At 69.5% G+C, this 20,754-nt stretch carries 15 protein-coding genes; 5 read left to right on the top strand and 10 right to left on the bottom strand.

Translation table 11 applies throughout. The features are described from left to right. Window positions 1–171: 171 nt before the first annotated feature. Window positions 172–1,164: a helix-turn-helix transcriptional regulator gene (locus tag WMF19_RS02680; RefSeq protein WP_437897656.1), complete on the bottom strand. Its 993-nt coding sequence runs from the start codon at window positions 1,162–1,164 to the stop codon at window positions 172–174. A 134-nt stretch (window positions 1,165–1,298) separates the two neighbouring features. Between WMF19_RS02680 and WMF19_RS02675 the strand changes: the two genes are divergently transcribed. Together WMF19_RS02675 and WMF19_RS02670 are read left to right on the top strand one after the other, a co-directional pair. Beyond that, a complete protein-coding gene (locus WMF19_RS02675; protein ID WP_437897655.1) occupies window positions 1,299–1,568 on the top strand; it encodes a hypothetical protein in 270 nt (89 codons plus the stop codon). A gap of 256 nt (window positions 1,569–1,824) precedes the next feature. Further along, window positions 1,825–3,537 carry an FG-GAP repeat domain-containing protein gene (locus WMF19_RS02670; protein WP_437897654.1) on the top strand — a complete coding sequence of 571 codons (1,713 nt, stop codon included), beginning with the start codon at window positions 1,825–1,827 and terminating at the stop codon, window positions 3,535–3,537. A gap of 170 nt (window positions 3,538–3,707) precedes the next feature. On the opposite strand, the gene WMF19_RS02665 is transcribed toward WMF19_RS02670, so the two are convergent. From WMF19_RS02665 to WMF19_RS02650, 4 genes are all read right to left on the bottom strand, one after another. Next, window positions 3,708–4,313 carry a Uma2 family endonuclease gene (locus tag WMF19_RS02665; RefSeq protein WP_437897653.1) on the bottom strand — a complete coding sequence of 202 codons (606 nt, stop codon included), beginning with the start codon at window positions 4,311–4,313 and terminating at the stop codon, window positions 3,708–3,710. A 124-nt stretch (window positions 4,314–4,437) separates the two neighbouring features. Next, on the bottom strand, window positions 4,438–4,986 hold the full coding sequence (locus WMF19_RS02660; RefSeq protein ID WP_437897652.1) for a hypothetical protein: 549 nt from the start codon (window positions 4,984–4,986) through the stop codon (window positions 4,438–4,440). Window position 4,987: 1 nt separating this feature from the next. Continuing rightward, window positions 4,988–6,307 (bottom strand): AAA family ATPase, encoded by a 1,320-nt coding sequence (locus tag WMF19_RS02655; protein WP_437901590.1) that lies wholly within the window; start codon window positions 6,305–6,307, stop codon window positions 4,988–4,990. 171 nt (window positions 6,308–6,478) lie between these two features. Continuing rightward, window positions 6,479–7,627: a serine/threonine-protein kinase gene (locus WMF19_RS02650; protein ID WP_437897651.1), complete on the bottom strand. Its 1,149-nt coding sequence runs from the start codon at window positions 7,625–7,627 to the stop codon at window positions 6,479–6,481. 384 nt (window positions 7,628–8,011) lie between these two features. On the opposite strand from WMF19_RS02650, the gene WMF19_RS02645 reads away from it, so the two are divergent. The 3 genes from WMF19_RS02645 (at window position 8,012) to WMF19_RS02635 (ending at window position 12,518) form a co-directional block, all read left to right on the top strand. After that, window positions 8,012–11,176: a VWA domain-containing protein gene (locus WMF19_RS02645; RefSeq protein ID WP_437897650.1), complete on the top strand. Its 3,165-nt coding sequence runs from the start codon at window positions 8,012–8,014 to the stop codon at window positions 11,174–11,176. A gap of 320 nt (window positions 11,177–11,496) precedes the next feature. Then, a complete protein-coding gene (locus tag WMF19_RS02640; protein WP_437897649.1) occupies window positions 11,497–11,862 on the top strand; it encodes a hypothetical protein in 366 nt (121 codons plus the stop codon). A gap of 11 nt (window positions 11,863–11,873) precedes the next feature. Beyond that, window positions 11,874–12,518: a hypothetical protein gene (locus WMF19_RS02635; protein ID WP_437897648.1), complete on the top strand. Its 645-nt coding sequence runs from the start codon at window positions 11,874–11,876 to the stop codon at window positions 12,516–12,518. Window positions 12,519–12,528: 10 nt separating this feature from the next. Here WMF19_RS02635 and WMF19_RS02630 read toward each other — a convergent pair whose 3' ends face one another. The 5 genes from WMF19_RS02630 to WMF19_RS02610 all read right to left on the bottom strand — a co-directional run bounded on the left by WMF19_RS02630 (window position 12,529) and on the right by WMF19_RS02610 (window position 20,452). Beyond that, window positions 12,529–13,410, bottom strand: a complete 882-nt coding sequence (locus WMF19_RS02630) for a hypothetical protein (protein ID WP_437897647.1) — start codon at window positions 13,408–13,410, stop codon at window positions 12,529–12,531. A gap of 2 nt (window positions 13,411–13,412) precedes the next feature. Further along, the gene (locus WMF19_RS02625; RefSeq protein ID WP_437897646.1) at window positions 13,413–13,937 is read right to left on the bottom strand and encodes a hypothetical protein; all 525 of its coding nucleotides are present in this window, start codon (window positions 13,935–13,937) and stop codon (window positions 13,413–13,415) included. A gap of 257 nt (window positions 13,938–14,194) precedes the next feature. Then, window positions 14,195–15,694 (bottom strand): hypothetical protein, encoded by a 1,500-nt coding sequence (locus tag WMF19_RS02620; RefSeq protein WP_437897645.1) that lies wholly within the window; start codon window positions 15,692–15,694, stop codon window positions 14,195–14,197. 358 nt (window positions 15,695–16,052) lie between these two features. After that, window positions 16,053–17,165, bottom strand: coding sequence for a hypothetical protein (locus tag WMF19_RS02615; RefSeq protein WP_437897644.1), 1,113 nt, complete (start codon window positions 17,163–17,165; stop codon window positions 16,053–16,055). A 398-nt stretch (window positions 17,166–17,563) separates the two neighbouring features. Then, the gene (locus tag WMF19_RS02610; protein ID WP_437897643.1) at window positions 17,564–20,452 is read right to left on the bottom strand and encodes a serine/threonine-protein kinase; all 2,889 of its coding nucleotides are present in this window, start codon (window positions 20,450–20,452) and stop codon (window positions 17,564–17,566) included. Window positions 20,453–20,754: the final 302 nt, after the last annotated feature.

Raw genomic sequence — 20,754 nt, 5'->3', positions numbered from 1 at the left:
TCGCCGCCCGATGCGATGGTGATCCCGGGCGCCGGGCGCCGCCGCTCCGCGCAGGAGCCTTTCCGCTCCGCGCGGGAAGACCGTGACCCGAGCCGGCTCCCGGCGGTGCCTCCCTTCGCCCCCGTCGCTCGGCACGGGCGCCGGGGCGGGCGCGCCTCGCCTGCCGGGCGCTCAGCCCACCGTCGATGGGCTCACGCCGAACCGCTTGCGGAACGCGGCCGCGAACTTGCTCGGGTTCTCGTACCCGACCCGCTGCGCCACCTCGGTCACGTTGCACGCCCGCTGGCGCAGCAGGCGATGGGCCTCGTCGAGCCGGTGGTTGCGGAGGTACCCGAAGACCGGCGCGCCGAAGAGCGCGCGGAAGCCCTCCTTGAGCTTCACCTCGTTCAGCCCCGCGTGCCGCGCGAGCTCCGGGAGCGTCGGCGGGTCGACCATGCGCGCCAGCAAGATGTGCCGCGCCCGCTCGAGGCGCGCGATGTCGTGCTGCGACAGGAGCGGCGACGCCGCGCGCTCGCTCTCCTCCAGCAGATCGACCATCGCCGCCATCAGCTCGAGCCCCTTGGCCTCGACGTGGAGCTGCCGGGAGACCCCCCTCGCGTCGCAGAGGAGGATCTCGTCGAGCAGCCGGTACAGGGGCGCCGACATGGCCTGCGCCGCGCGCGGGTAACCCCCGGGGTGAGCCACGATCCGCTCGAGGGCCGCGGGCAGGGCTTTCGCGCCGAGGAGCTCGCAGAGCCGCTGGCCGTCGATGGCCAGGCAAAGGTTGTCCTGATCCTGACCGAGGGCCGACTCGTCCCATGCGCACACGAGCCGGAGCGGCCTCTTCACCTGGCCTATCTGGAACGTCCCGCCCCCGAGGGAGTGGTCGTCTCCATCGCTGCTCCTCACCCGCAGGAGGGGGCCCCGCGCGAGGACGAACTCCAGCCGCATCGGCGCGTGGTCGATGACCATCCCCGACGGTTGCTCCCACCGGCACCTGGCGGCGCTGAGGGAGATGCCGGAGCGCAGGGTGAAGGCGCTGATGAAGCCCGTGTTCCCCCGCACGTCCCAGCGCACCCGGCGCTCGAACGGCGTGGGGGCCTCGATGGGCGCGGCGCTCCGGAGCACGCCGAGCGCGAAGGACTCGAGATCGCGCTCGCTCCCGTCGATCTGCATCGCCTGCATCGAGAGGACGTCAGGATAGCACGCACCGCCCCGGGCCGGGCGCGAGCGGAGGCGGGCTCCGCGCCAGCGGCGGCACGCCGGACACGCCGGCCCACCTCGCCTACGGCCGCGTGCCGGCCGGCGACAAGCTCCCGGTGTTCCTCGCGTCGGCCGGCAGGGGCCAGGGCGGCGACGCCCAGGGCGCTCAGCCGGGAGCGCCCTCCGGCGGCTCCGTGTGGATCGAGCGGGCGCTCGCGTCCGATCCGATGACCTCGGTGACCTCGGGCGCGCTCCCGGACCTGCTCGGGAAGCCCGGGCTCGACGAGCTCGCCGATGCACGCGAATCCCTGCTTGAGGGGCGGGACGCACCCCCGGACGACGGACCACACCCTGCTCTGGACAACCATCCTCACGCGACCCCGTGAGGCTCCCCTCGGGTGGACTCTCGTATCCCGGCTCTGAAGGTTCCTGGTAACCTCGATGCGCTTGGCTCCTGTCCTTTTCGACCGGCGGGCGTCGCCCGCGGGCGCATCCCCTGTAGGACCCATGATTACCCAGCACCACCCGTGCCGTTCCGGTCGCGGGTTCCCCACCGGACCACAGCCCCCGCACCCTTCGCCATGGGCCGCGCGCACGGGCCTGGGTGCGTGGCCTCTCGGCAGCGCGGCGTCGCTCCTCGCGATGCTCGCGGCGGCCTGCGCCGGGGGCGAGCTCGGAGGTGGCGCGAGCGGCGGGGCGGGAGGGAGCGGCACGAGCGGTGGCGGCAGCACGGGCGGCACGCGCAACCCGATCTGCGAGGTTGGCACGAGCGCCGGCGAGGTGCAGGCGCCCGAGCACCGGATGGTCCTGCCCGGGCAGACGAGCTGGTATGCGTCGCCGGTGGTGATGGACCTCGACGGCGACGGTCGGAACGAGCTCATTGCAGCTTACTATTCGCTCTTCGTCTTCGACTCGCACGGGAAGGAGATCGATCGCGCCGAGGTCGGGGAGGACCGGATCTATGCGCCGCACGTGGTCGCCGATCTCGAGGGCGACGGCGCGATCGACATCGTTTATGGCAACGGTCATCAGGTCTTCGCATTCGAATGGAAAGACGGGCTCGCGCCGAAAGCCGGGTGGCCGGCGGACACCACCACGGCCGGCAACGCCCCCGAGGTGCGCGGGCTAGCCGCGGCAGATCTCGACGGCGACGGCACCATCGAGGTGGTGGCGACGACGACCCAGACCGCGACAACCGAGGACGGCGGCGCGCAGATCTTCGTCTTCAGCGCGGATGGGGCGCTCTATGAGCCCGCGGACGCCGCCTTCGCGGCCTGGCCTCGGTACAACAACCAGAGCGGCCCGGGGAACGACGCCGATCGCAACGGTATGGGGCACTCGGGGTTCGGGTGTTATGGGCTCAACGTCGGCATCGGCGACATCGACGACGACCCGGAGCTCGAGATCCTGGCCACCTACGACAACCACCACATCCAGGCGTTCAACCACGACGGCGTGGCGATCGACGCCGCGCCGTATTTCAAGAATCGCGAGGAGGCGTTCGCCGACAAGCCGCTGACCTGGGGCCAGTTCATCCGCTGGGCGGATCCGAAGGTGGAGGGCGACCATTACCATCTGCATACCGGGACATGGCCGCACCCGAGCTCCGCCGAGTGGCTGCAGTGGACCGCATCGCCGCCAAACGTGGTCGATCTCGACGGGGACGGGCGGAACGAGGTCGTCGGCGTGCCGAATGTCGAGATGCACGAGCCTTACGAAACGCAGGCTTATGCGGTGATGGCGCTCGAGGGCGCGCACGGCGACGGCAGCCGATCGGCGATGCGCAAGCCCGGGTGGGAGACGCTCCCGCGCGGCGAGAGGCCGCTCGCGATCGACGGTTATTACCCGCCGAACGGCGTGCCCTCGCCGACGACGGTGAACATCCAGGGGGACGCGCGGCCCGAGATCATCGTCCCGATGAATGACGGCTACCTCTATGCGTTCGGCCCCGATGCGTCGCTCCTGTGGCGATACAACTACATGCACGGCAAATCGATCATGTTCGCGACCGAGGCCACCGTGGCCGACCTGAACCAGGACGGATCACCCGAGGTCTTGCTGGCGACCTACGGCGCTCCCGACGTGCTCGACTCGGGCAACCTCGTGATCCTCGGCGCGAACGGCGCGGTCCTGCACGACGTGCCCCTGCCGAACCCCGGCAGCAATGGGAACGGCAACGGCGCGCCCGCCGCGCCGGCGGTGGGTGATCTCGACGGAGATGGCCAGCTCGAGGTCTTCGTGCAGACCTTCGAGCACGGGATGGATGTCTTCACGATCCCGGGCTCGGCGGCCAATTGCATGCTGTGGCCCACCTCGCGAGGTGGCCCGCTGCGCACGGGTCAGCCCTCGCGATGACCCTCGCTCGCATCGCCGGCGGGAGGCCGTGAGAGGCGCGCTGGCTCGCGGCGGTCCGGGCGGAGCGAGCCAGGGCGGTCGCCGCGCCTCCTGACCTGCCGCAGGCGGGATCCATCGCCCGATCGGCTCGACCACGAGACGAGCGCAGTCCGCCTCGGTGAGCCGGCGCCTCAGGGCGCGTCGCCCTCGCCCTCGCCCTCGTCGAGCCCTTCCCACCATTCGGCCAGATCGATCTCGACGTCCTCGAACGGCGCCGCGCGCACCTTCTCGTCTCGTCCGTGCAGCCCCAGCTCGACCCACCGCCCGTTCTCGAGCTGGCTGACCAGCAACGTTCGCCGGACGGGATCGACGTACCAGAGGTGAGGCACGCCGATCTCGGCGTAGAAGCGGCGCTTCACGAGGTTGTCGTAGCCTGCCGTGCGCGGCGAGAGGATCTCGCAGCACCAGTCGGGAACGAGGGAGATGGGTTCCGCGGGCCGCGGCGGCGCGGGCATACGCGCGCGGCGCCAGCCCGCGACGTCGGGCGATATCTCCGGCGCGCGCTCGATCTGGATGCCCGGCTCGGAGAGGATCCACCACCCTCCCGGACCGCCCCTGCCCCGCTGGTAGGGGTTCTTGAGATCGGCCGTGATCAGGTCCTCGATGTTCGCGTGAACGAAGCGAGGACGCGGAAAGGCGTACAGCGTGCCGTCGATGATCTCGCCCCGCCAGCCGGGCGGCAGCTCGTCGAGATCGGCGAGCGTGGCGGACTGGACGAGCTTCTCGGCGAGGTTCATGCGCGACCTGCGCGAGCATACACCACCGCGCCCTCCGGGGCTGGGGCTCCCGAGCAGGTTCGGTGCCGCCGAGCGAACGCCGGCACACCTCCCACGGGTCGGTGCCGCAGCCCCGCGCGGCGCTCTATACGTCTCGACCGGGCGACGGATCGTCCGCGGGCAGGCTCTGAAGCCAGGCGACCGCCTCGTCCCAGCTCAGGGCGCGCCTCGGCTCGGACACGCGAAGCTGGTGCCATTCCTCGCCCTCGTCGTGGGTGATGATGCGCGATGCGGCGTCTTCCTCGACAGCGAGGGCGACGAGCCAGTCCGTGGTCATCGGCATCTTTCCAGGGATGCTCTTGAAATCGGCGATCAGTTGGCCGCCGAGAGTACTCTGCTTCGCTAGCTCCCAATCGCGGTCCGTCGGATACCGCTGGCTCAAGCCGTCGGCCCATCGAGCGGCGGTCGGCTGATCCACGTAGATGTCGACTACCCGAATCGGTAGCTGTTCAAGAAGATCGTCGAAGAGCGTCTCCTTGAACCCTTCGCCGTGGAGCACGCGTTTCTGGCGGCGCATTTCCAGGTAGACTTGTGCATGGACCACCACGTCGACCCCTCTGCTACGAGCCAGACGGCAGAGGCGCCGAAGGTTTTGCACGCTGCGTGCCGCGTTGGTGTCGAGCCAGAGGCGCACGTCAGGCGTCCTTGGGGGGTGTGTCACCGAGGCCGAGCAGATCGTCGAGCTCTGCCTCTGTCCACGCCTCCCAGCGGCCTTCCGGCCTGGAGCGCAAGAACCAGAGATAGCCGCCGCTCTGCAGGCCGAGCTTGTGTCGCATCTCGGAAGGAAGCCGGGTGTAGCCGTCCGGCGTGACCCACTGCTCCTCATCAGCACTGCTTTGTCGCGCGCGAGCCCGAACTTCGCGGTGCGAGCGCGAAGGCTGCCGCGTGACGAGCGTCTCCCCCTCGGGCGAACGACTGAACCGGAGCACCTCCGGGCCGTCGAAGACCTGGACGTGGCTCTCGAGGAAGATTTGGTCGACGACCCCGCGTTGCACCTGCTCTCGCAGCATGTCCCGAACGAGCTCCTGGTTATCGGGATGCAGGCTCAACTCGGGCTCTTCGATGGCGACAAGTCCGGCGCGGGACGTTAGCACGCCCGCGACGAGAGCGACCACCTGCTGCTCGCCCGAGCTGAGCTCGGAGAGCCGTAGGATCTGCTTGCCCCGGACCTCGAAGCGCAGATCGGGGACCTCCCCGCTAGCCACTGGGGCGCGGAGCACGGAGATCTCTCGATCCGAGAGCGTCTTGAACCGATGGATGACGTCCACGAAGGCGCGCCAGCGTTCCGTCTCCTCCGGCTCAAACGAGGTTGCCAGCGCCAAGAGGCGTTCAGCCGTGGTGGCCAACAGCGGCTCCCCCTCGCCGATGGCCCGGAAGTCTCGACGGCGGGCGTCTAGCAGGAAGAATGGTTTGCTCCCGGGACCGAGCGGCGCCTCGATGGCGTTCAGCAATGGGGAGACCTCGTCATCTTGCAGCCTGTTTCCCGTGCCATCCTTCAGCACGACACCGCCAGCGTTCTTCAGTGCCCGCGGCGCCTCCCAGCGGCTCGCCGGGGCGGCTGTCATCTTCTCCAGCCGAAGAAGGACGTCGTTGCCCGACGGGGTCAGCGTGACGCGGAGCGCGCCGAGCCGAGCGTCATCGAAGTGAACCTCCACCCGCTGCGGATCGCGAACACCGGGAGGCCAGCTCCGGTGGTTCATCCACAACCCGAAGTGTTCGTCACGAAATCCCCACGGCAGCTTGCACGCTGCGTCCGGGCTCATCCCGCCAGCGCCAGCGCTAGCGACCGCGCGCAAGCAGTACGAGGCAACCCGAAAGAACAGATCGATCGCCGCGAGCGCATTGGATTTGCCGGCCCCGTTGGCCCCGTGAAACACAGGCATCTCGTCCGCCACGCCGTCGGACGTGAAGACGATCTCCGTGGGCTCTCGAAACGTCCGAAAATTTTCGACCACGAGCCGCGCGATGCGCAGCGACGGTGTAGTGCGAGCGTTCACCCGCCAGAGCAGAGCAACACGCGGGCCGCGAGGTCAAGCCATGCGTCCTGCCGGACCCTGCTCCAGCCAGTCCGCCGCTCGCTCGCCCCACGCCTCGGCCCCGGACCGCTCAGCGGCTCGTGTCCGGCCTCAAGGACACGCCGTCTGCTCGCCCTGAGGCCGCCCCCGGTGCGCCCTCTGCACCCGGCGGCGCGACGACCACCGGCGGCTCGGCCGGCTCCGCTCCTCCACCCACCAGGATACGCGCGGCGTCGCGCCATTGCCCGCAGCTACACAGGGCTCCTCGCAAGGAAGCCACTCCCCCTCGAGCGACACGCCGCGCGCGTCCTCCCGGACGCCCCGCGCCCGGAGCCACGCCGCGAGCGCCTCGCCGAGCTCGCGCATGCTCGACCAGCGCAAGGACGGCTCCTTCCGCAGCCCGCGCTCCACGATCGCCCAGAGCTCCGCGTCGAGGCCGCACGTGTCGACGAGCGACGGCACCGCGTCCTGCAGCACCGCCCGCAGGCCGTCCAGCGCGTTCCTTGATGAGAACGGGGGCCGGCCCGACAGGAGCTCGTACAGCATCGCGCAGAGCGACCAGACATCGGCGCGGCGATCGATGTCAGGGACCGCGAGGACCTGCTCCGGCGGCATGTAGTCCGGGGTTCCGAAGACCTCGAACGCCGCCGATGCCTGGCTCGCGTCGCGCTCGGAGACGATCTTCGCGACGCCGAAATCGACGATCTTCGGCTGGAGCCGGCCGCCGCCGTGGCGCACCAGCATCACGTTGTCCGGCTTGAGGTCGCGGTGGACGACCCCCTTCTCGTGCACCGCGTGCATCGCGCCCGCGACCGGGAGCAGCAGCGCGATCGCCCGCTCCGGCGTCAGCGCCGCCTCGCGCGAGAGCGCGCTCCTCAGCGACTCGCCCTCGATGAGCTCCATCACCAGGTAGGGGTCCCCCGCCGCGGTCTCGCCGAGATCGAAGATCCGGACGACCTCCGCGTGGTTCAGCCGGCCCGCGGCGCGCGCCTCGCGGACGAAGTACTCCGCGAGCTCCGGCGACCGGAGCTCGGGCCGCATCAGCTTGATCGCGACCTCCGACCCGAGCGCCACGTGCGTCGCGACCCAGACCGTGCCCATCGCCCCCTCGCCGATCCTGCGGACCAGCTGGTACTTGCCCGCGACGAGATCCCCCTCCTGGTAGTGCGCGCTGCGCGCGGGCTCGCCGAACCCCTCATCGAGATCCCATGTGCCGCCGTCCGTGCCGCTCCAGGTGTCCGTGGTCTCGATGCGCGACATGATGTCTCCTGCCCCGGCTGCGCGGCCTCGCCGCGCCCATGCCCGCGCTCAAGCAGACAGCGTGCCATCCCTGACAAACATGGAAAGGTGCTCCGATGCGCCGGAGCGCCCCATGAAACCCGCACGACACCGACAGAGACGCCCCATGGCTTCGCCGATGGGGCACTCGGCCACACCCGCCGAAGCGGCGTCCCCGGGCCCCCGTAAAGATGATTTACTGCGGCTCCCCCGCATGCGGACCGAACGGAGGCGTCCCTGATCCCGGCGGCCGCGCTGCGCGCCCTCCCCTACGCCGCCACGCTCGCCGGCGCGCTCGTCTTCGCGGCGCTGCTGCGCCTCGCCCTCCGGCGCGGCGCGCTCCGCCGCCCGATCCTGCTCGGCTGGATGGTGGCTGGCGCCCTGCCGGCGCTCTACGTGGGCCTCGTCTGGTGCGGCCTGCTCCCGGACGCCTACCTCCGGCTCGCGCGGCCCTGGGGCGCGCTGCTCGCGCTGGGCGCCACGTCGTTCATCGCGCTCCGGTACCTCGCGCTCGCGCTCGCCTCGGCGCACGCCCGCCGGCAGGGGGCGTGGCGCTCGCGGCTCGGCGACCTCCTCGCCCCCTTCGCCGCGTTCGCCGCAGCCATGGCCGCGGCCGGGCCAGAGCTTGGCCGGCCACTCGACCGGCTCACCGTCCTGGTCGCAATCGATCGCAGCCGCTCGATCGACCTCGTACCGAGCGCCGACCGGCGCGTCGCGCAGGAGCTCTCCGTCGCCGAGCTCGGCATGCGCGAGGACGATCGGATCGCCACCATCGCGTTCGCCGCGGGCGCGGCGACCGAGGATCCGCCGCGCCCGCGCTCGCAGCTCGCGGCCCCGCAGCGGGTCGCGCTCGGCCGCGACGGGACGGACCTCGCCGCCGGCATCCGGCGCGCGCTCGCCGAGGTGCCGCCGGACTCCGCGGCGCGCGTCGTGCTGCTCAGCGACGGCGTCGCGACCCGCGGCGACACGATGGCCGCGGCCGCCGCCGCCGTCGCCGCCGGCCTCCCTGTCGACGTGATCCCGCTGGAGCAGCGGCTCGTCCCCGACGTCCGCGTGGTCGCCCTCCGCGCGCCCGCGCGGGCCGACGAGGGCGAGGCGCTCGATCTGCGGCTCGTCACCTCGTCGCCGTCCCCGGCCGAGGTCGAGATCCGCCTCCGCCGCGACGGCGAGCTCATCGCCCGCACCGAGGCCTCGATCGCCGCGGGAGAAGACGTGCTGCGCATCCGGGAGAAGGCGCCGGGGCCCGGGCTGCACCGCTACGACGTCGAGATCACCGCGAAGGATCCGAGGCTCGACGAGGCCGCCGAGGACAACGCGGCGAGCGCGTTCCTGCGCGTCCGCGGGGCCGCCTCGGCCCTCGTGCTGGAGGGCGACGCCGGGCAGGGCGCGTTCATCGCGCGGGCGCTCGCGGACGGCGCGTTCCGCGTGGACGAGGGCGGCCTGAGCCGCGTCCCCGCCGATCTCGGGGAGCTCGCCGGCTACGACGTCGTGGTGCTCAGCGACATCCGCGCGTCGGATCTCTCGCCGGGCCAGATCGACGCGCTCGCGAGCTACGTCCGCGATCTCGGCGGCGGGCTCATCCTGATGGGCGGCGATCGGAGCATGGGGCCGGGCGGCTATGCGCGGACGCCGCTCGAGGAGATCTCGCCCGTCGCGTTCGACCTGAAGCAGGAGCGGCGGCGGGCGAGCCTGGCCGAGGTGATCGGCATCGACATCTCCGGGTCGATGGCGGCGACCGCCGGCGCGCACACGAAGCTCGAGCTCGCCAACGAGGCCGCCGCCCGGTCGGCCTCGCTGCTCGGCGCCGGCGATCGGCTCGGCGTCGCGCACGTCGACACGGCGGTGCGGTGGAGCGTGCCGCTCGGGCCGGTCACGAACGGCGCCGCGATCGACAGGGCGATCCGCGCCGTGGGCCCGGGCGGCGGCGGCATCTACGTCGATATCACCCTCGAGGCGGCGTACCAGGCGCTCGACCGGGACACCTCGAGCCTGAAGCACGTGCTGCTCTTCGCCGACGGGTCGGACGCGGAGAACATGGGGCCGTGCCGCGCGATGGTGGAGGCGGCGATGCGCCGCGGCACGACGACGAGCGTCGTGGCGCTGGGCCAGGGCAACGACGTGCCGGAGCTCGAGGCGCTGTCGCGCATCGGCGGAGGGCGCTTCTACCTCGTCGAGGACGCCACGCGGCTGCCCGCGGTGTTCACGCAGGAGACCATCATGGCGGCGAAGAGCGCGATCGTGGAGGAGCCGTTCCACGTGGCGCTGGGCGCGCCGTCGTCGATCACCGCCGGCGTGCCGTTCGGCGAGGCGCCGGCGCTCGGGGGCTACGTGGTGACGGTCCCCAAGAGCCGATCGACGGTGCTGCTGTCCGGGCCGGAGGGCGATCCGGTGCTCGCCGTGTGGTCGGCGGGGCTCGGCCGGGCCGCCGCGTTCACGAGCGATCTCAAGGGCCGCTGGGGCGCCGCGTGGACGCGCTGGCCCGGCGCGGCGCGGATGATCGCGCAGGCCGCGCGCGACGTGACGCGCAAGGAGGAGGATCCGCGCGTGCGCCTGGAGGCGGACGCGTCGGGCGGCGAGCTGTCGGTGCGGGCGAGCGTGATCGGCGACGACGGCCGTGCGCAGTCGTTCCGCCGGCTCGTCGTGCACGTCGCGGGGCCCGACGGCTTCTCGCGAGAGCTCCCGCTCGAGGCGACGGGCGCGGGGGCGTACACGGCGAAGCTGCCGCTCTCGCGGCCGGGGACCTACGTGGCGGTTGCGCGGGACGAGCTCACGGGGGAGGCGGTCGGGACGACGGGGGCGGCGATGACCGCCGGCGAGGAGCTGCGCCCGACGGGCAGCGATCTGTCGCTGCTCGGGCGGATCGCGGAGTTCACCGGGGGCAAGCGGCGCGACACGCTCGCGGGCATCTTCGAGGATCGGGCCTCGAAGCGCTTCGCGTACCGGGACGCGACGCCGAGCCTGGTGTTCTTCGCCGCGCTCGCGCTGCTGCTCGCGGTGGCGGCGCGGCGGCTCGCGCTGCCGGAAGCGGCGGCGGCGTGGATCGCACGGGCGGGAGAGCGGCTCCGCACGGCGCGGTGGGGAGCCGCCGCGGAGCCGGCCGGAGCGGGTGCGACCGTGGGGGCGCTGCTGTCGGCTCGGGAGCGGGGGCGCGCGCTGCGCGAGGGCGCGGAGGCGGGAGCGGCGCTGCGCGATGACAGGCGCGGCGGGGGCGAGCCGGCGGGGACGATGGCAGGGAGGACAGCGCCGCTCGCAGGGACGATGCCAGGGAGGACAGCGCCGCCGGCGGGGGCGCCGGGACCTCAACCGGGGTCGGCGGCGTCGTGGCCTCAACCTGGTTCGTGGCCTCGACCTGGGCCGACGGTGGGGCCCCAACCTGGGTCGGCCGCGAGGCCTCAACCTGGGTCGGCGGCGGGGCCCCAACCTGCGTCCCCGGGGGGCGGACACGCAACGGGCGCGGGCGGCGCGGCGCCGGAGGGACGGCCGCTCACGGCGGCGGAGAAGATCTTGGCGCGACGTCGTGGGCGGAGGTGACGCGACTCATGACGGAGAGCGCCACGAAAACGGGGCACGCCGTTCGTGTTCTGGCAGCGACGGTCTTGCTCGTCCCTGCGTTCGGCTCCGGCGTGCTCGTCGGAAGATCGCTCCTGGACCGGAGGCCGCCGGCGAAGGAGAAGAGCGCGGAGCCGGCTTCGGATCCCTGGATTCGGATCGACCGGGGAGAGCTGGCTGCATGTCGAGAACAGCTGGCAGCTCGTCCGGAGCCGCGAGCGACGGTTTCGGCAGCCGAGGCGCCTCCGGGGGAAGGCCGACAAGACGCTCCCGAAAGAGCAGCCACCGTCGATGAGCTCGAGGTGGAGCTGAAGCGGTGCAGGAAGAGCGAAATCCTGGTCAACGCCGAGGTTTGCAGCGCCGCGGCTCGTCAGTTCAGCGCGCTGATGGCTTTGCCGAAGGATGGGTTGATGTGCGGGCCGAAGTCCAGGGCTGCCGATCTCATCGAGCAGAACTTCGAGAGCTGCGCGGCGCTCTCGGACATTCCCGCGGATTTTCGCTCGGGCGACCTCACGAAGGAAGAGTCGAGCCTCGTCGCGGAAGCGATCCGGGCTCGTGAGACGCTCACGGAAGGCGAGCTGCTCCGCAGCCTGAAAGAGTTCGTCTGGACCTGCACGGAGACGCCCCCGAAACTCCCACCGATGATGAAGCAGGCACCGAAGCCCTAGGAGGTTGACACATGAGCAAACGCCCCGAGCGCGCCGGCCTCATGGTTCATCTCCTCATCGCGGTGGCCGTGCTCGGCCTCGTCTTTGGTGGTGGCGTGCTGGTCGGCTGGGTGACGCGGGAGCGCAGACCTCCGGCCATGGAGAAGAGCGAGGCGTCCATCCCTGATGCGGAGGTGAAGCGGGAGCTCGCTGCGTGTCGACGAGAACTGAGAGCGCTCGCGAAACCTCGATCGACCCCGCCGGCCACGGCGACGTCTCCTCCGGGAGAAACGGACGACGCCGGGTTGGAGAAGACCGCCAAGGTCGAGGCACTGCAAAAAGAGGTAAAAGAATGCAGAGCACGAGAGACCTTGGCCAATGCCTACGTTTGCGGCGCGATCGGCGATCACCTAAACCTCCTGTTCGTCTTGACATACAGCGCGTCATGTGTAGACGAGGGAGGAGTTGGCGAGCTCATGGTGAGTAGCTTCGAAAAGTGCGCCGAATTCACAGATCTTCCAGCACATCTGAACGAAGACGATCTGACGCAAGAAGAGAAGACTAGAATTTACGAAGCAAAACTCAACCGCGCAGTCAGGACGAGGAACAGCTTGATCGGGGACGTGCAAGAGATGCACCGCAGGTGCCGCAAACGATTCGGGCTGCCCGACGAATGAACGGACTTGATCATAACGTCATCTCCCAGGCCGTCTGGGTGGGTGGGGCGGCTTCGAGGGGTGAACGGACCAGATCGAAGGAAGACCAGGGCATTTGTGTGTCGCGCGCGTGGTCGCTCCTCCCATCGTCCAGTTTGTCGAGCGCGAAGGTCAAGGCGCCCCAGAGCCGCCACCGAACGGGTATCGGGCCACCAGAGAACTCGATGGGTGAGCGGAGCTCCAATCCGATCGCGATTTTATGACCCCATATCTCCAGATCGCTGCCCCGGACCGCGAGCGAGGGAACGGCGTTGACGACAGCATTCTTGCCGCCGACCATGATCCCCAAGTTCGCTTGCGCGTGTTTGTCATGAAGAGCGTAGAACCGCACACCGCCGAGATACGCGATCGACAGGGGAACGTCCGAGGACTGCGGCATGATGGCCGCCGACACCGCCCCCGTGAGCTGGATCAACGGCAGCGAGGTCTCCCAGAGGTTGATGTGGCCCGCGGTGGCGGGTGCGCCGGTGACGACACCGCTCACGGGTTCGCTCGATCTCTGCGACCCCTGCCCCCGGGCGGACATTTGTAGAAGCCACCCGCCGCGCCGGTTGTCGAAGAGCGGTACCCCCACGCTCATGCTCGCTTCGCCGACCCCAGGGGGGAACACGGGCATCCCGCTGGCGCAGGGAGAGTATCGGATCTGCCTGTACGAAAAGCGTGTCGTGGCGAGGAGCGGAATTCCCGCCACGCGTTCTCTCACCTGGACCTGCCCACCGCCCCAGAACCCGTTGAAAGGCTCGGGGGCCGCGCAGCGGCCCTCGTGGGCGCAGACATTTGAGGGGCGGACGAAGGCAGAGGCGGCGATGATGGCGATCGCGAGGAGGCGTGCAGGCATGACCATCACGACCACCCTCACTCCTCGGAGATGAGCTCCACATCCTCCATGGGGTGCGCCGCTGGCTGTCCCCTCGGCGGGCAGACCAAGAAGCTCAACCCCGAATACACGGGCTGTCCATCGGGGCCGAACTCTTTGATGACGTCGGGGGGATCAACGATCGCGCAGTACCCCGATTCGAAGTAGGTAAAGTCCTCAGTGCACCAATTCTGGGCCTGCAACATCAGAACGACGTACTCCGAATAGGCAGCATTTTTTGTCCGAACTTCGTCGCATTGAGGGCCATACCAACCTCTTCCGTGGAGAATCGGTTTCGTAGTGTAATTCCACCCCTGGCAGCATTCGAACATGCACTCCACGGGGATGCAGTTCTGATTGAACCAGTTCCCGACGACGGGCTGAGCTCTCTGCGGGTCATCGCCGAACGTGCAGCCCGCAAGGACGAGCGCCGCGACAGCAGCGCCGATGACGATGGGTGCCGCTCGAACCGCCGTCCGGGTGATCCAGGCAGCCATCCAGTTCCCCAATTCCTGGCGCCTCATGAGAAAATCTCCTCGCGGGGGACGACACTCCGGACCTTGGCGCGCGTCGCGAAGGGCCTCTCAACGCGTCCGACAAGCGCCGGCCACCCGAGGAAGGCCCCTCCCAGACATAAACGACTGGCTCCGTCGCCGCAACGTCTGCGGCAGGTGTCGTCGAGCTCCTAACGACATCGCCGTCGCGGCCGAGGCACATTTCGGGACGAGCTCACCTAGTCGCGCGCCGCCGCGTCGGCCGCCACGCGCTCGGCAGCGGCGGCCTACGCCTCGCAGTCCGTGGAGCGCAGACGGAGGCCGGGCACCACAGCCGCTCGCCCCAAGGATTTCGTCCAGATAGAATCCTGCATTGCTCGCATTGCTGCACCCGAAGGGGACTCTTCGCCGCCCCGCCCGGATAACACGCTCTCCCCACCGAAGTTCTCGTCGCCGCCGTGGATCACGAGCCGTCCCGCGTCGTCCACCGCCATCCGACCGTCGCCGCGCCCGTTGTCCGGCAGTTCGGCGACCACCTCGCCGGTTGCGTCGTCAACCAGGACGCGCTCGGCCCTGTCGACCATCACGCTGGCCGTCGCGGCGACGTGGTTGAGGATAACGGGGGGGAGGCGGTCGGGGAGTGCGCGAAGCGCCGGGTCCTGGACGGCACGCGCGAGGGCGACGCGCTCGATCGGGAGCGCGGCGCGCTCGGGGAGCTCGGGCGCCGAGCGGAACGGAGGGCGCGGCGCGCTCGCGAGAAGGCTGCGGCGGTGCTGGTGCCACCGGCGCCGTGCCAGCACCTCCCGGCGCCGTGCCAGCACGTTCCGGCGGCTCGCCAGCAACCCCGGGACGCGTGCCAGCACCCGCTGGTACGGCTCCCCGGATCTGCTGGTACGCCTCCTCGGACGTGCTGGTACGGCTCCCCGGATCTGCTGGTACGCCTCCTCGGATCGGCTGGCACGCCTCCTCGGATCGGCTGGCACGCCTCCTCGGATCGGCTGATACGGCTCCCCGGATCTGCTGGCACGCCTCCTCGGATCGGCTGGTACGGCTCCCCGGATCTGCTGGCACGCCTCCTCGGATCGGCTGGCACGATTCCCGGCCCTCTCGGCGGCGCTGGCCGCGCTCCACGGCCTGCTGGGACGCGCCCCGGGCGCGTCGGCGCAGCCCCCGGCGTTGACAACGTGCTCTTCGGATAGCCGAGCCCGCCTGAGACGTTCCGAGATGCGGAGCGGCGTTACGCTCGCCCGCTCGCCACCCCACCTGGAGGTAGGTTCATGGGAATCGAATTGTCGCAAGAACAACACGCCGTCCTGAAGGAGACCCGTGCGGTCGGTACCCCCGCGGAATTCCAGGCCCTCCTCGACACCGCGCGCCCCGAGATGGACCGCATCGTCCGCGAGGTCATGGATCCGAGCCAACCCGTCTCGACCACCCTCACGGAGCTCCGGGACCTCTAACTGGCCGTCGTCCAGCACCAGGCGCAGCTCGCGAGCAAGGCCTATGGCCCCGAGCGTCGCGCTCTGCTCCGCGGCGCCATCCAGCTCCTCGACACGGCGAACCTCTGGTTCGGCGAGGGCAAGCGCACCGGCGCCTATCAAGTGCGGCCCATCGAGCAGGTGATCAAGGCGAGCCGGCCCTGGCGCGCGCGCCTCAAGGCGTTCGCCGACCAGGCGTTCGCGTTCGAGCCGGACGTCGCCGAGCAGTTCGCCGACGTGAACACGAGCGGCACGCTCACCGAAGAGACCAGCGATCTCGCCATGCTGCTCCGGCTCGCCCAGCAGCACCAGGCCCGTCTTTCGCTCGTCGGCCTCACCGAGGACTTCCTGCGCGAAGGCAGCGCGCTGCTCGACGAGGTGAGCGGGCGCGACCTGCTCGGAATCCTCGGGTTGCGACTCCGCGCGACGGCGGGCGGCCGGCGAGCCACGCGCGCCGCGCCGGCCTCCTTGTGCGGCCGCCGCGCTCGGATCACGAGGCGCGCAGTCGCCCGTGGCGGGCGCGGGCCGAACGCCTCGCCAATCTGCTGCGGGGCGGGCTGCCGCGCGAAGCGCGGTTGCCCGAACCGGCAGCCGCATTGGCTTGTTCGGCGTCCGGTCAGGAAGAACGAATCACGCGACCACCACCGCGGCTTGCGTTCTCCAAGCGTCATCTCGAAGGGCTGCGGGTCTTTCGTCGGCGCGCGGGCTGCCGCCCCGATGCCGCCCCGAGGCGCTTCTGAATCGCCGCTTGCGTTTGGCGGGGCAGCGTCGCGAGGTACTCCTCCGACAACGCACGAAGCATCGCGTCCGGCAACGCGAGCACCGCCTGCGCCTCGGTGAGCCCGGCGAGGCGCTGCTCGGGGGCGAGCCCCGCGAGGCGCTGCTCGGGCGCGTACGCCTGCAGCACCTGCTCCGGGGCGAGCCCCGCGAGGCGCTGCTCGGGCGCGTACGCCTGCAGCACCTGCTCCGGGGCGAGCCCCGCGAGGCGCTGCTCGGGCGGCAGCCGCGCAACGAGGCGTGCCAGCGCCTGCTCGAAGCTCTCGACGACCCGCTTTTCGTCCTTCATGTGCCGCTTCCTCTGCCCCGGGAGGGGGTGTCGAACTTGCTCGACATGCTCCAGGAGCGCCCAGAACACCGCGACCTCCGCCGGGGAGAGCGCCGGGATGCCGCCGGGGTCAGCGACCATCCCAGGGGTCACAGTGTACAGCAGATGCTCGCCCTCGCGAGCGTTGGCGGGCACCGTCTCCACCACCCGCAGCGGGAAGACACCGAGCCGCCCCTCGTGCGTGCCCGGCCCGGTCGGTGTGAGCGTGCAGCCGAGCGACATCAGCGCCTCGGTGAAGCGCGGGGTCAGGCGGGGCGCGAGCACGCGGAGGGCGACCGCGCCGGGAGCTTCGATCTCGGCGACCACGAGGTACTGGAGCGCGTACGCGAGGAGCATGCGCGCGTCGTCGCGCTCGAGCTCGTCGGTCGGCCCCTTGAAGTGCACGAGCGTGTGCTCGGCCAGCTCGCCCACCACGCTCGTGAGCAGGCGCGGCCTGGGTGGGGCTCCGCGACGGCTGCGACGGAGGATGACGATGTCGACGCGGAGCGGCTCGCGGGCGAGCTGGAACTCCGAGATGCACTGGTACCAGCCCTCGGGGAGCACGTGCTCCAGGAGCGCGACGAGCACCGGGTGCCAGGCGGTGTAGACGCGAACACGCCGCTGTCGCTGCGAGGATCGAACCTCGCGCGTCGTCGCCGTGCGGTTGCCCTTCGCCATCAGGAGCAGCGCTACCACGACCGTCGCCGGCCGGCGACTTCGTGGCGTGGCGCGGTGACATCGGCGACGACGCGCTTTGCCCCGCGGCGTTCCCGCCCCGCATCAGGTGTTGGGCGACAACAACCGTCGGCTACGCGCTCTGGCGCCGAACGTGGGCTTCAGCCGCGGGGGCGCGCGCGAAGCGCGCGGCACCGCCGGTCTGCAAGCCCTTGTTCGGCGGCCCTTGTCGAGCGCGGTGACCCACTTCCTGATAACTCCATTAAATGCCGCATCTAGGCTGAAGGATCCGACCGGTTCGCGGAGGGGCGGCTCAGCATTCTTGGAACGAGGGCCAGAGGCCTTCAAACAACTTCGAGCGGATACCGGTGCCCAGAGGTGGGATGGGAGCCGGCCCCGGACCTGGGCCCACGGCCCCGCTACTGGATGGCCCTGCCGATGGCCGAAAGCAGGCGGCCCACCGCATTCGCGGCGACCAGCGTGCACGGGACGCCGTCGATGCGAAGCTCAGTGGCCTTCGACTTCGACAGCGCGCCCACGCGGTGCGTGCGGCTGTCGGGATACTCGCGCTGAAAATCCTGGAGACGCCCATCGATGAGCTTCTTGGCCCTCGTGCGAAACTCCTCGTGATTCACGTTCTCGAAGCGAGGGTCGCCGAGGAGTTCCAGGGATGCCACGATATTGATTTGGGTCCTGTTCAGATTGATGGTAATGCGCCAGCGCAGGTTCCCCGACGGGCTCATGACCTCTCCGTTCGACGGAGCGAGGTCGCCATCGGTGAGCTTGTAGACGATCTGCTCGTAGAAAGCTTCGACGGAGATCACTTGCTCATCGGACATGGCCGCCGCGAGAATCCCGTTCATGACGCGCACGACGTGCTCCACTTCGCCGATCCGCTGCCGCGGATCGTACTGCGTCATTCTCTGGAGCAGATCCATAAGCTTCCGGACAGCGACCGCCGGGAGCTGATCAACGAGCCGTTGCTGAAAAACCTCCCAGTCCGAATCCTTCCAGCTTCCGTTGGGCGGCGGCGCCTGCCCGAGCATCAGGTAATACGTCAGGGCGCCGAGCGCGTAGACGTCGACGGTAGGAGCACGCCGATAGTGCGCCAGGCGCTCCGCGAACTGCTCCGGCGCACCATAGTGCATGTTCGCGAACGCCTGCACGGTATCCTGTGTCTGTCCTTCGATCCAGGCGAGATCGAAGTCGGTCAGAATGGGCACGAGCTTCGCACCTCGTTGCGTCAAGAGGACGTTCCCGGGTTTGATGTCCCGGTGGTGGATGTTCCGCTCGTGAGCGTCGGCGACCGCTTCCGCTATCTCGGTGGCGATCCGGAGCTGCTCGAAAACGCTGTGAAGCCTGCTCCGTCCTGCTTCGAGATCGGGGCCGTCGATGAACGCCATATAGAAGCCGAGAGGTACCTCGGAGTAGTCCACCACGTCAACCACGTTGGGGTGATCCTGGAGGGCCCTCATGGCCTGGTAACCGCGCCTGAAGAGTCGCCGCTTCTCGGCATTCGCGAGAGCGTCCTGATGATAGAGCTTGAAGGCGAGCGGCCGGTACCCTCTCTGCGAGCCGTCGTCCGAGACGACGTGGTACACGGCGCCGAAGCCGCCTCCGCCGATTCGGTAGTTGATCGTGCCGTGGGAGATCTCGCGCCCCTCTCGTACCATGGAGTGCGCGAGAACCTCGAGATCGGCGAGTCCGCTCCCGCTTAGGGCCTGTTCGACCGCGTCTTGATCGGTCCTAGTGAGCATCTTCTTCGCTTCATCCACCTGCCGGTGGATCGACGTGAACACGCGAGACGTCCTCGCGATCGCGTTCGGCGCCCCATCAATGAGCAGCCTCCTGCACTCGTTTGTTCGCGCCGCTATTAGCCCGACAAGACGCTCGCGCTCCTTGTGGGATGCCTCGGCGCTGTTGACGGTGACGTAGTCCGCGACCGCAACGCTCGCGGGGCGGGAGAACCCGGGCCCGCCCTCGAAGAGGGACGAGATGTCGCTCGCATTCAGCCAGTCCGTGAAGAGGTTCTTTACGCGCGTGACCGAATCGGGAAGGTTGCGGATGTCGACCCGCAGTTTGCCGCCGACCCCCTGGAGGAGCATGTTCTTCGAGGGGACGCTCGGTCGATACTTGGACGCCTGGCTGTGGGGGGCAAAGTGATGGCGATCCCAGTCTTGAAGCGTGTCGACGACGGCCATGAAGAAGAGGTGTGCCTCGCTGTCCAGCCTCACCGCGGGGAAAGGGCCCTCCTCGGGCCACATCGACTTGATTGCGCTCCGGTTGAACTCCCTCCAGTTGATGTTATGGAAAGCGATCGCCTCGATTGCTAGATCCACAAGCTTGCCATGGTCGACGAAGTCACCCCAGCCCGCCTCCGCGCGGAGCCAGACTCTCTCCGGGAGCACGTTACGCTCAGCCTTGGGGGTCTCGACGAGTTTAGTGAGGAACCTTTCGGCTTCGTCGTAAATGAAGCCGAGCACTAGGCCGCCCATCAGCCCGTGATCATGGTAGGGAGGCCGAGAGACAGATGACGTGGTGGTGGCGCGCTCGATCTCCTGCGCGATCGAGGCGATCTCGGGGTTGGCGCCAAGTCGGCGCCACAGATCGGTAATGAGGCGATCGCCTCGGTTGCCGAACAGATCGCCGGTCGATTCGAACTCGAAGGCGACGTGGCTGCCGAGTCGGTACGCATCGCGTCGCTGCTTGGCGGTGAACGAGTTGTCGGGACCAAGCGCATCGATGTAGGCGCGCTCGTTGAGGAGTCGGGCGAGGTTGCTCAGGATCTTCTGCTGCAGCCCGACGTCGGTGATGAAATGGGAGGCTTCGAAGGGATAGGCCATGTCGTGCCAGAGCGAGGTGATCGCCCACCACTCGACGAAGGTCTCCAACGTCTCCGCGGAAGTAGACGCGGCCGCGCCGAGCCTCGTCTCAAGGGCCTCTCGCAACGGGCCCACGGTCTCGAACAGGTAGAGTCCCAGCAAGAACGCTTGAAGGGAGTGGATGGTATGGTCGCGGTACGCATGGTGGAACTCGCCGGCGAACTCGTGCGTCGGCAAGTCGTGGTACCAGGGAATCCATCGCGCGAGCCTGCGCTGGAGCTTCAGCTGCTTAATTATGGCGACGCTCGGCTCGACGCGCTCCTCAGCCGGCGTGGTGGTGTCGAGCGCCGCGACGACCTTCTCCATGGCGATGACGTTGTTCGAGGCGGCGCGCCACGTGCTGGAGGTCTCAAGCACTGACAGGATCTCCGCCGTCGCTCCGTAGACAGTGGATGTGCCTCTCCTGAATGCGCCTTCCAGTTTCATGACACCGGATTCTGCCCCAAAGCGGTCAACTTTCCAAGCGCTATCGCCGGAGAAAAAAAGCCCAGATCGTTCGCGCATTGGCCCCGCCATTCGTCGGCCCGAGCAACGCCCAGGCGTCGCGACGGCAGCACGGCATCAGGATGGAATGCCGCCCCTGCGACCGCCTTGGTCCTGCTTGGTACCGCGTCCGCCCGCCGAACGTCGCAATCATCTGTGCCGCGCGACACATCTTCGCGTTTTTGCATGTAGGCTGCGAACCCTGGTGCCCGATCACCGTGTTCTCGCGGAGGAGTCGCGGCACC

Source organism: Sorangium sp. So ce124 (genome assembly GCF_051525235.1).
Taxonomy (GTDB): domain Bacteria; phylum Myxococcota_A; class Polyangia; order Polyangiales; family Polyangiaceae; genus Sorangium; species Sorangium atrum.
The sequence above is the reverse complement of the archived record's forward strand: the minus strand, read 5'-3'. Positions and strand labels throughout refer to the sequence as shown.

Coding starts and splice junctions, on each gene's coding strand:
- WMF19_RS02680 (WP_437897656.1), bottom strand. CDS start 1,164: ATGCAGGCGATGCAGATCGACGGGAGCGAGCGCGATCTCGAGTCCTTC.
- WMF19_RS02670 (WP_437897654.1), top strand. CDS start 1,825: ATGCTCGCGGCGGCCTGCGCCGGGGGCGAGCTCGGAGGTGGCGCGAGC.
- WMF19_RS02665 (WP_437897653.1), bottom strand. CDS start 4,313: ATGAACCTCGCCGAGAAGCTCGTCCAGTCCGCCACGCTCGCCGATCTC.
- WMF19_RS02650 (WP_437897651.1), bottom strand. CDS start 7,627: ATGTCGCGCATCGAGACCACGGACACCTGGAGCGGCACGGACGGCGGC.
- WMF19_RS02645 (WP_437897650.1), top strand. CDS start 8,012: ATGGTGGCTGGCGCCCTGCCGGCGCTCTACGTGGGCCTCGTCTGGTGC.
- WMF19_RS02635 (WP_437897648.1), top strand. CDS start 11,874: ATGAGCAAACGCCCCGAGCGCGCCGGCCTCATGGTTCATCTCCTCATC.
- WMF19_RS02625 (WP_437897646.1), bottom strand. CDS start 13,937: ATGAGGCGCCAGGAATTGGGGAACTGGATGGCTGCCTGGATCACCCGG.
- WMF19_RS02610 (WP_437897643.1), bottom strand. CDS start 20,452: ATGAAACTGGAAGGCGCATTCAGGAGAGGCACATCCACTGTCTACGGA.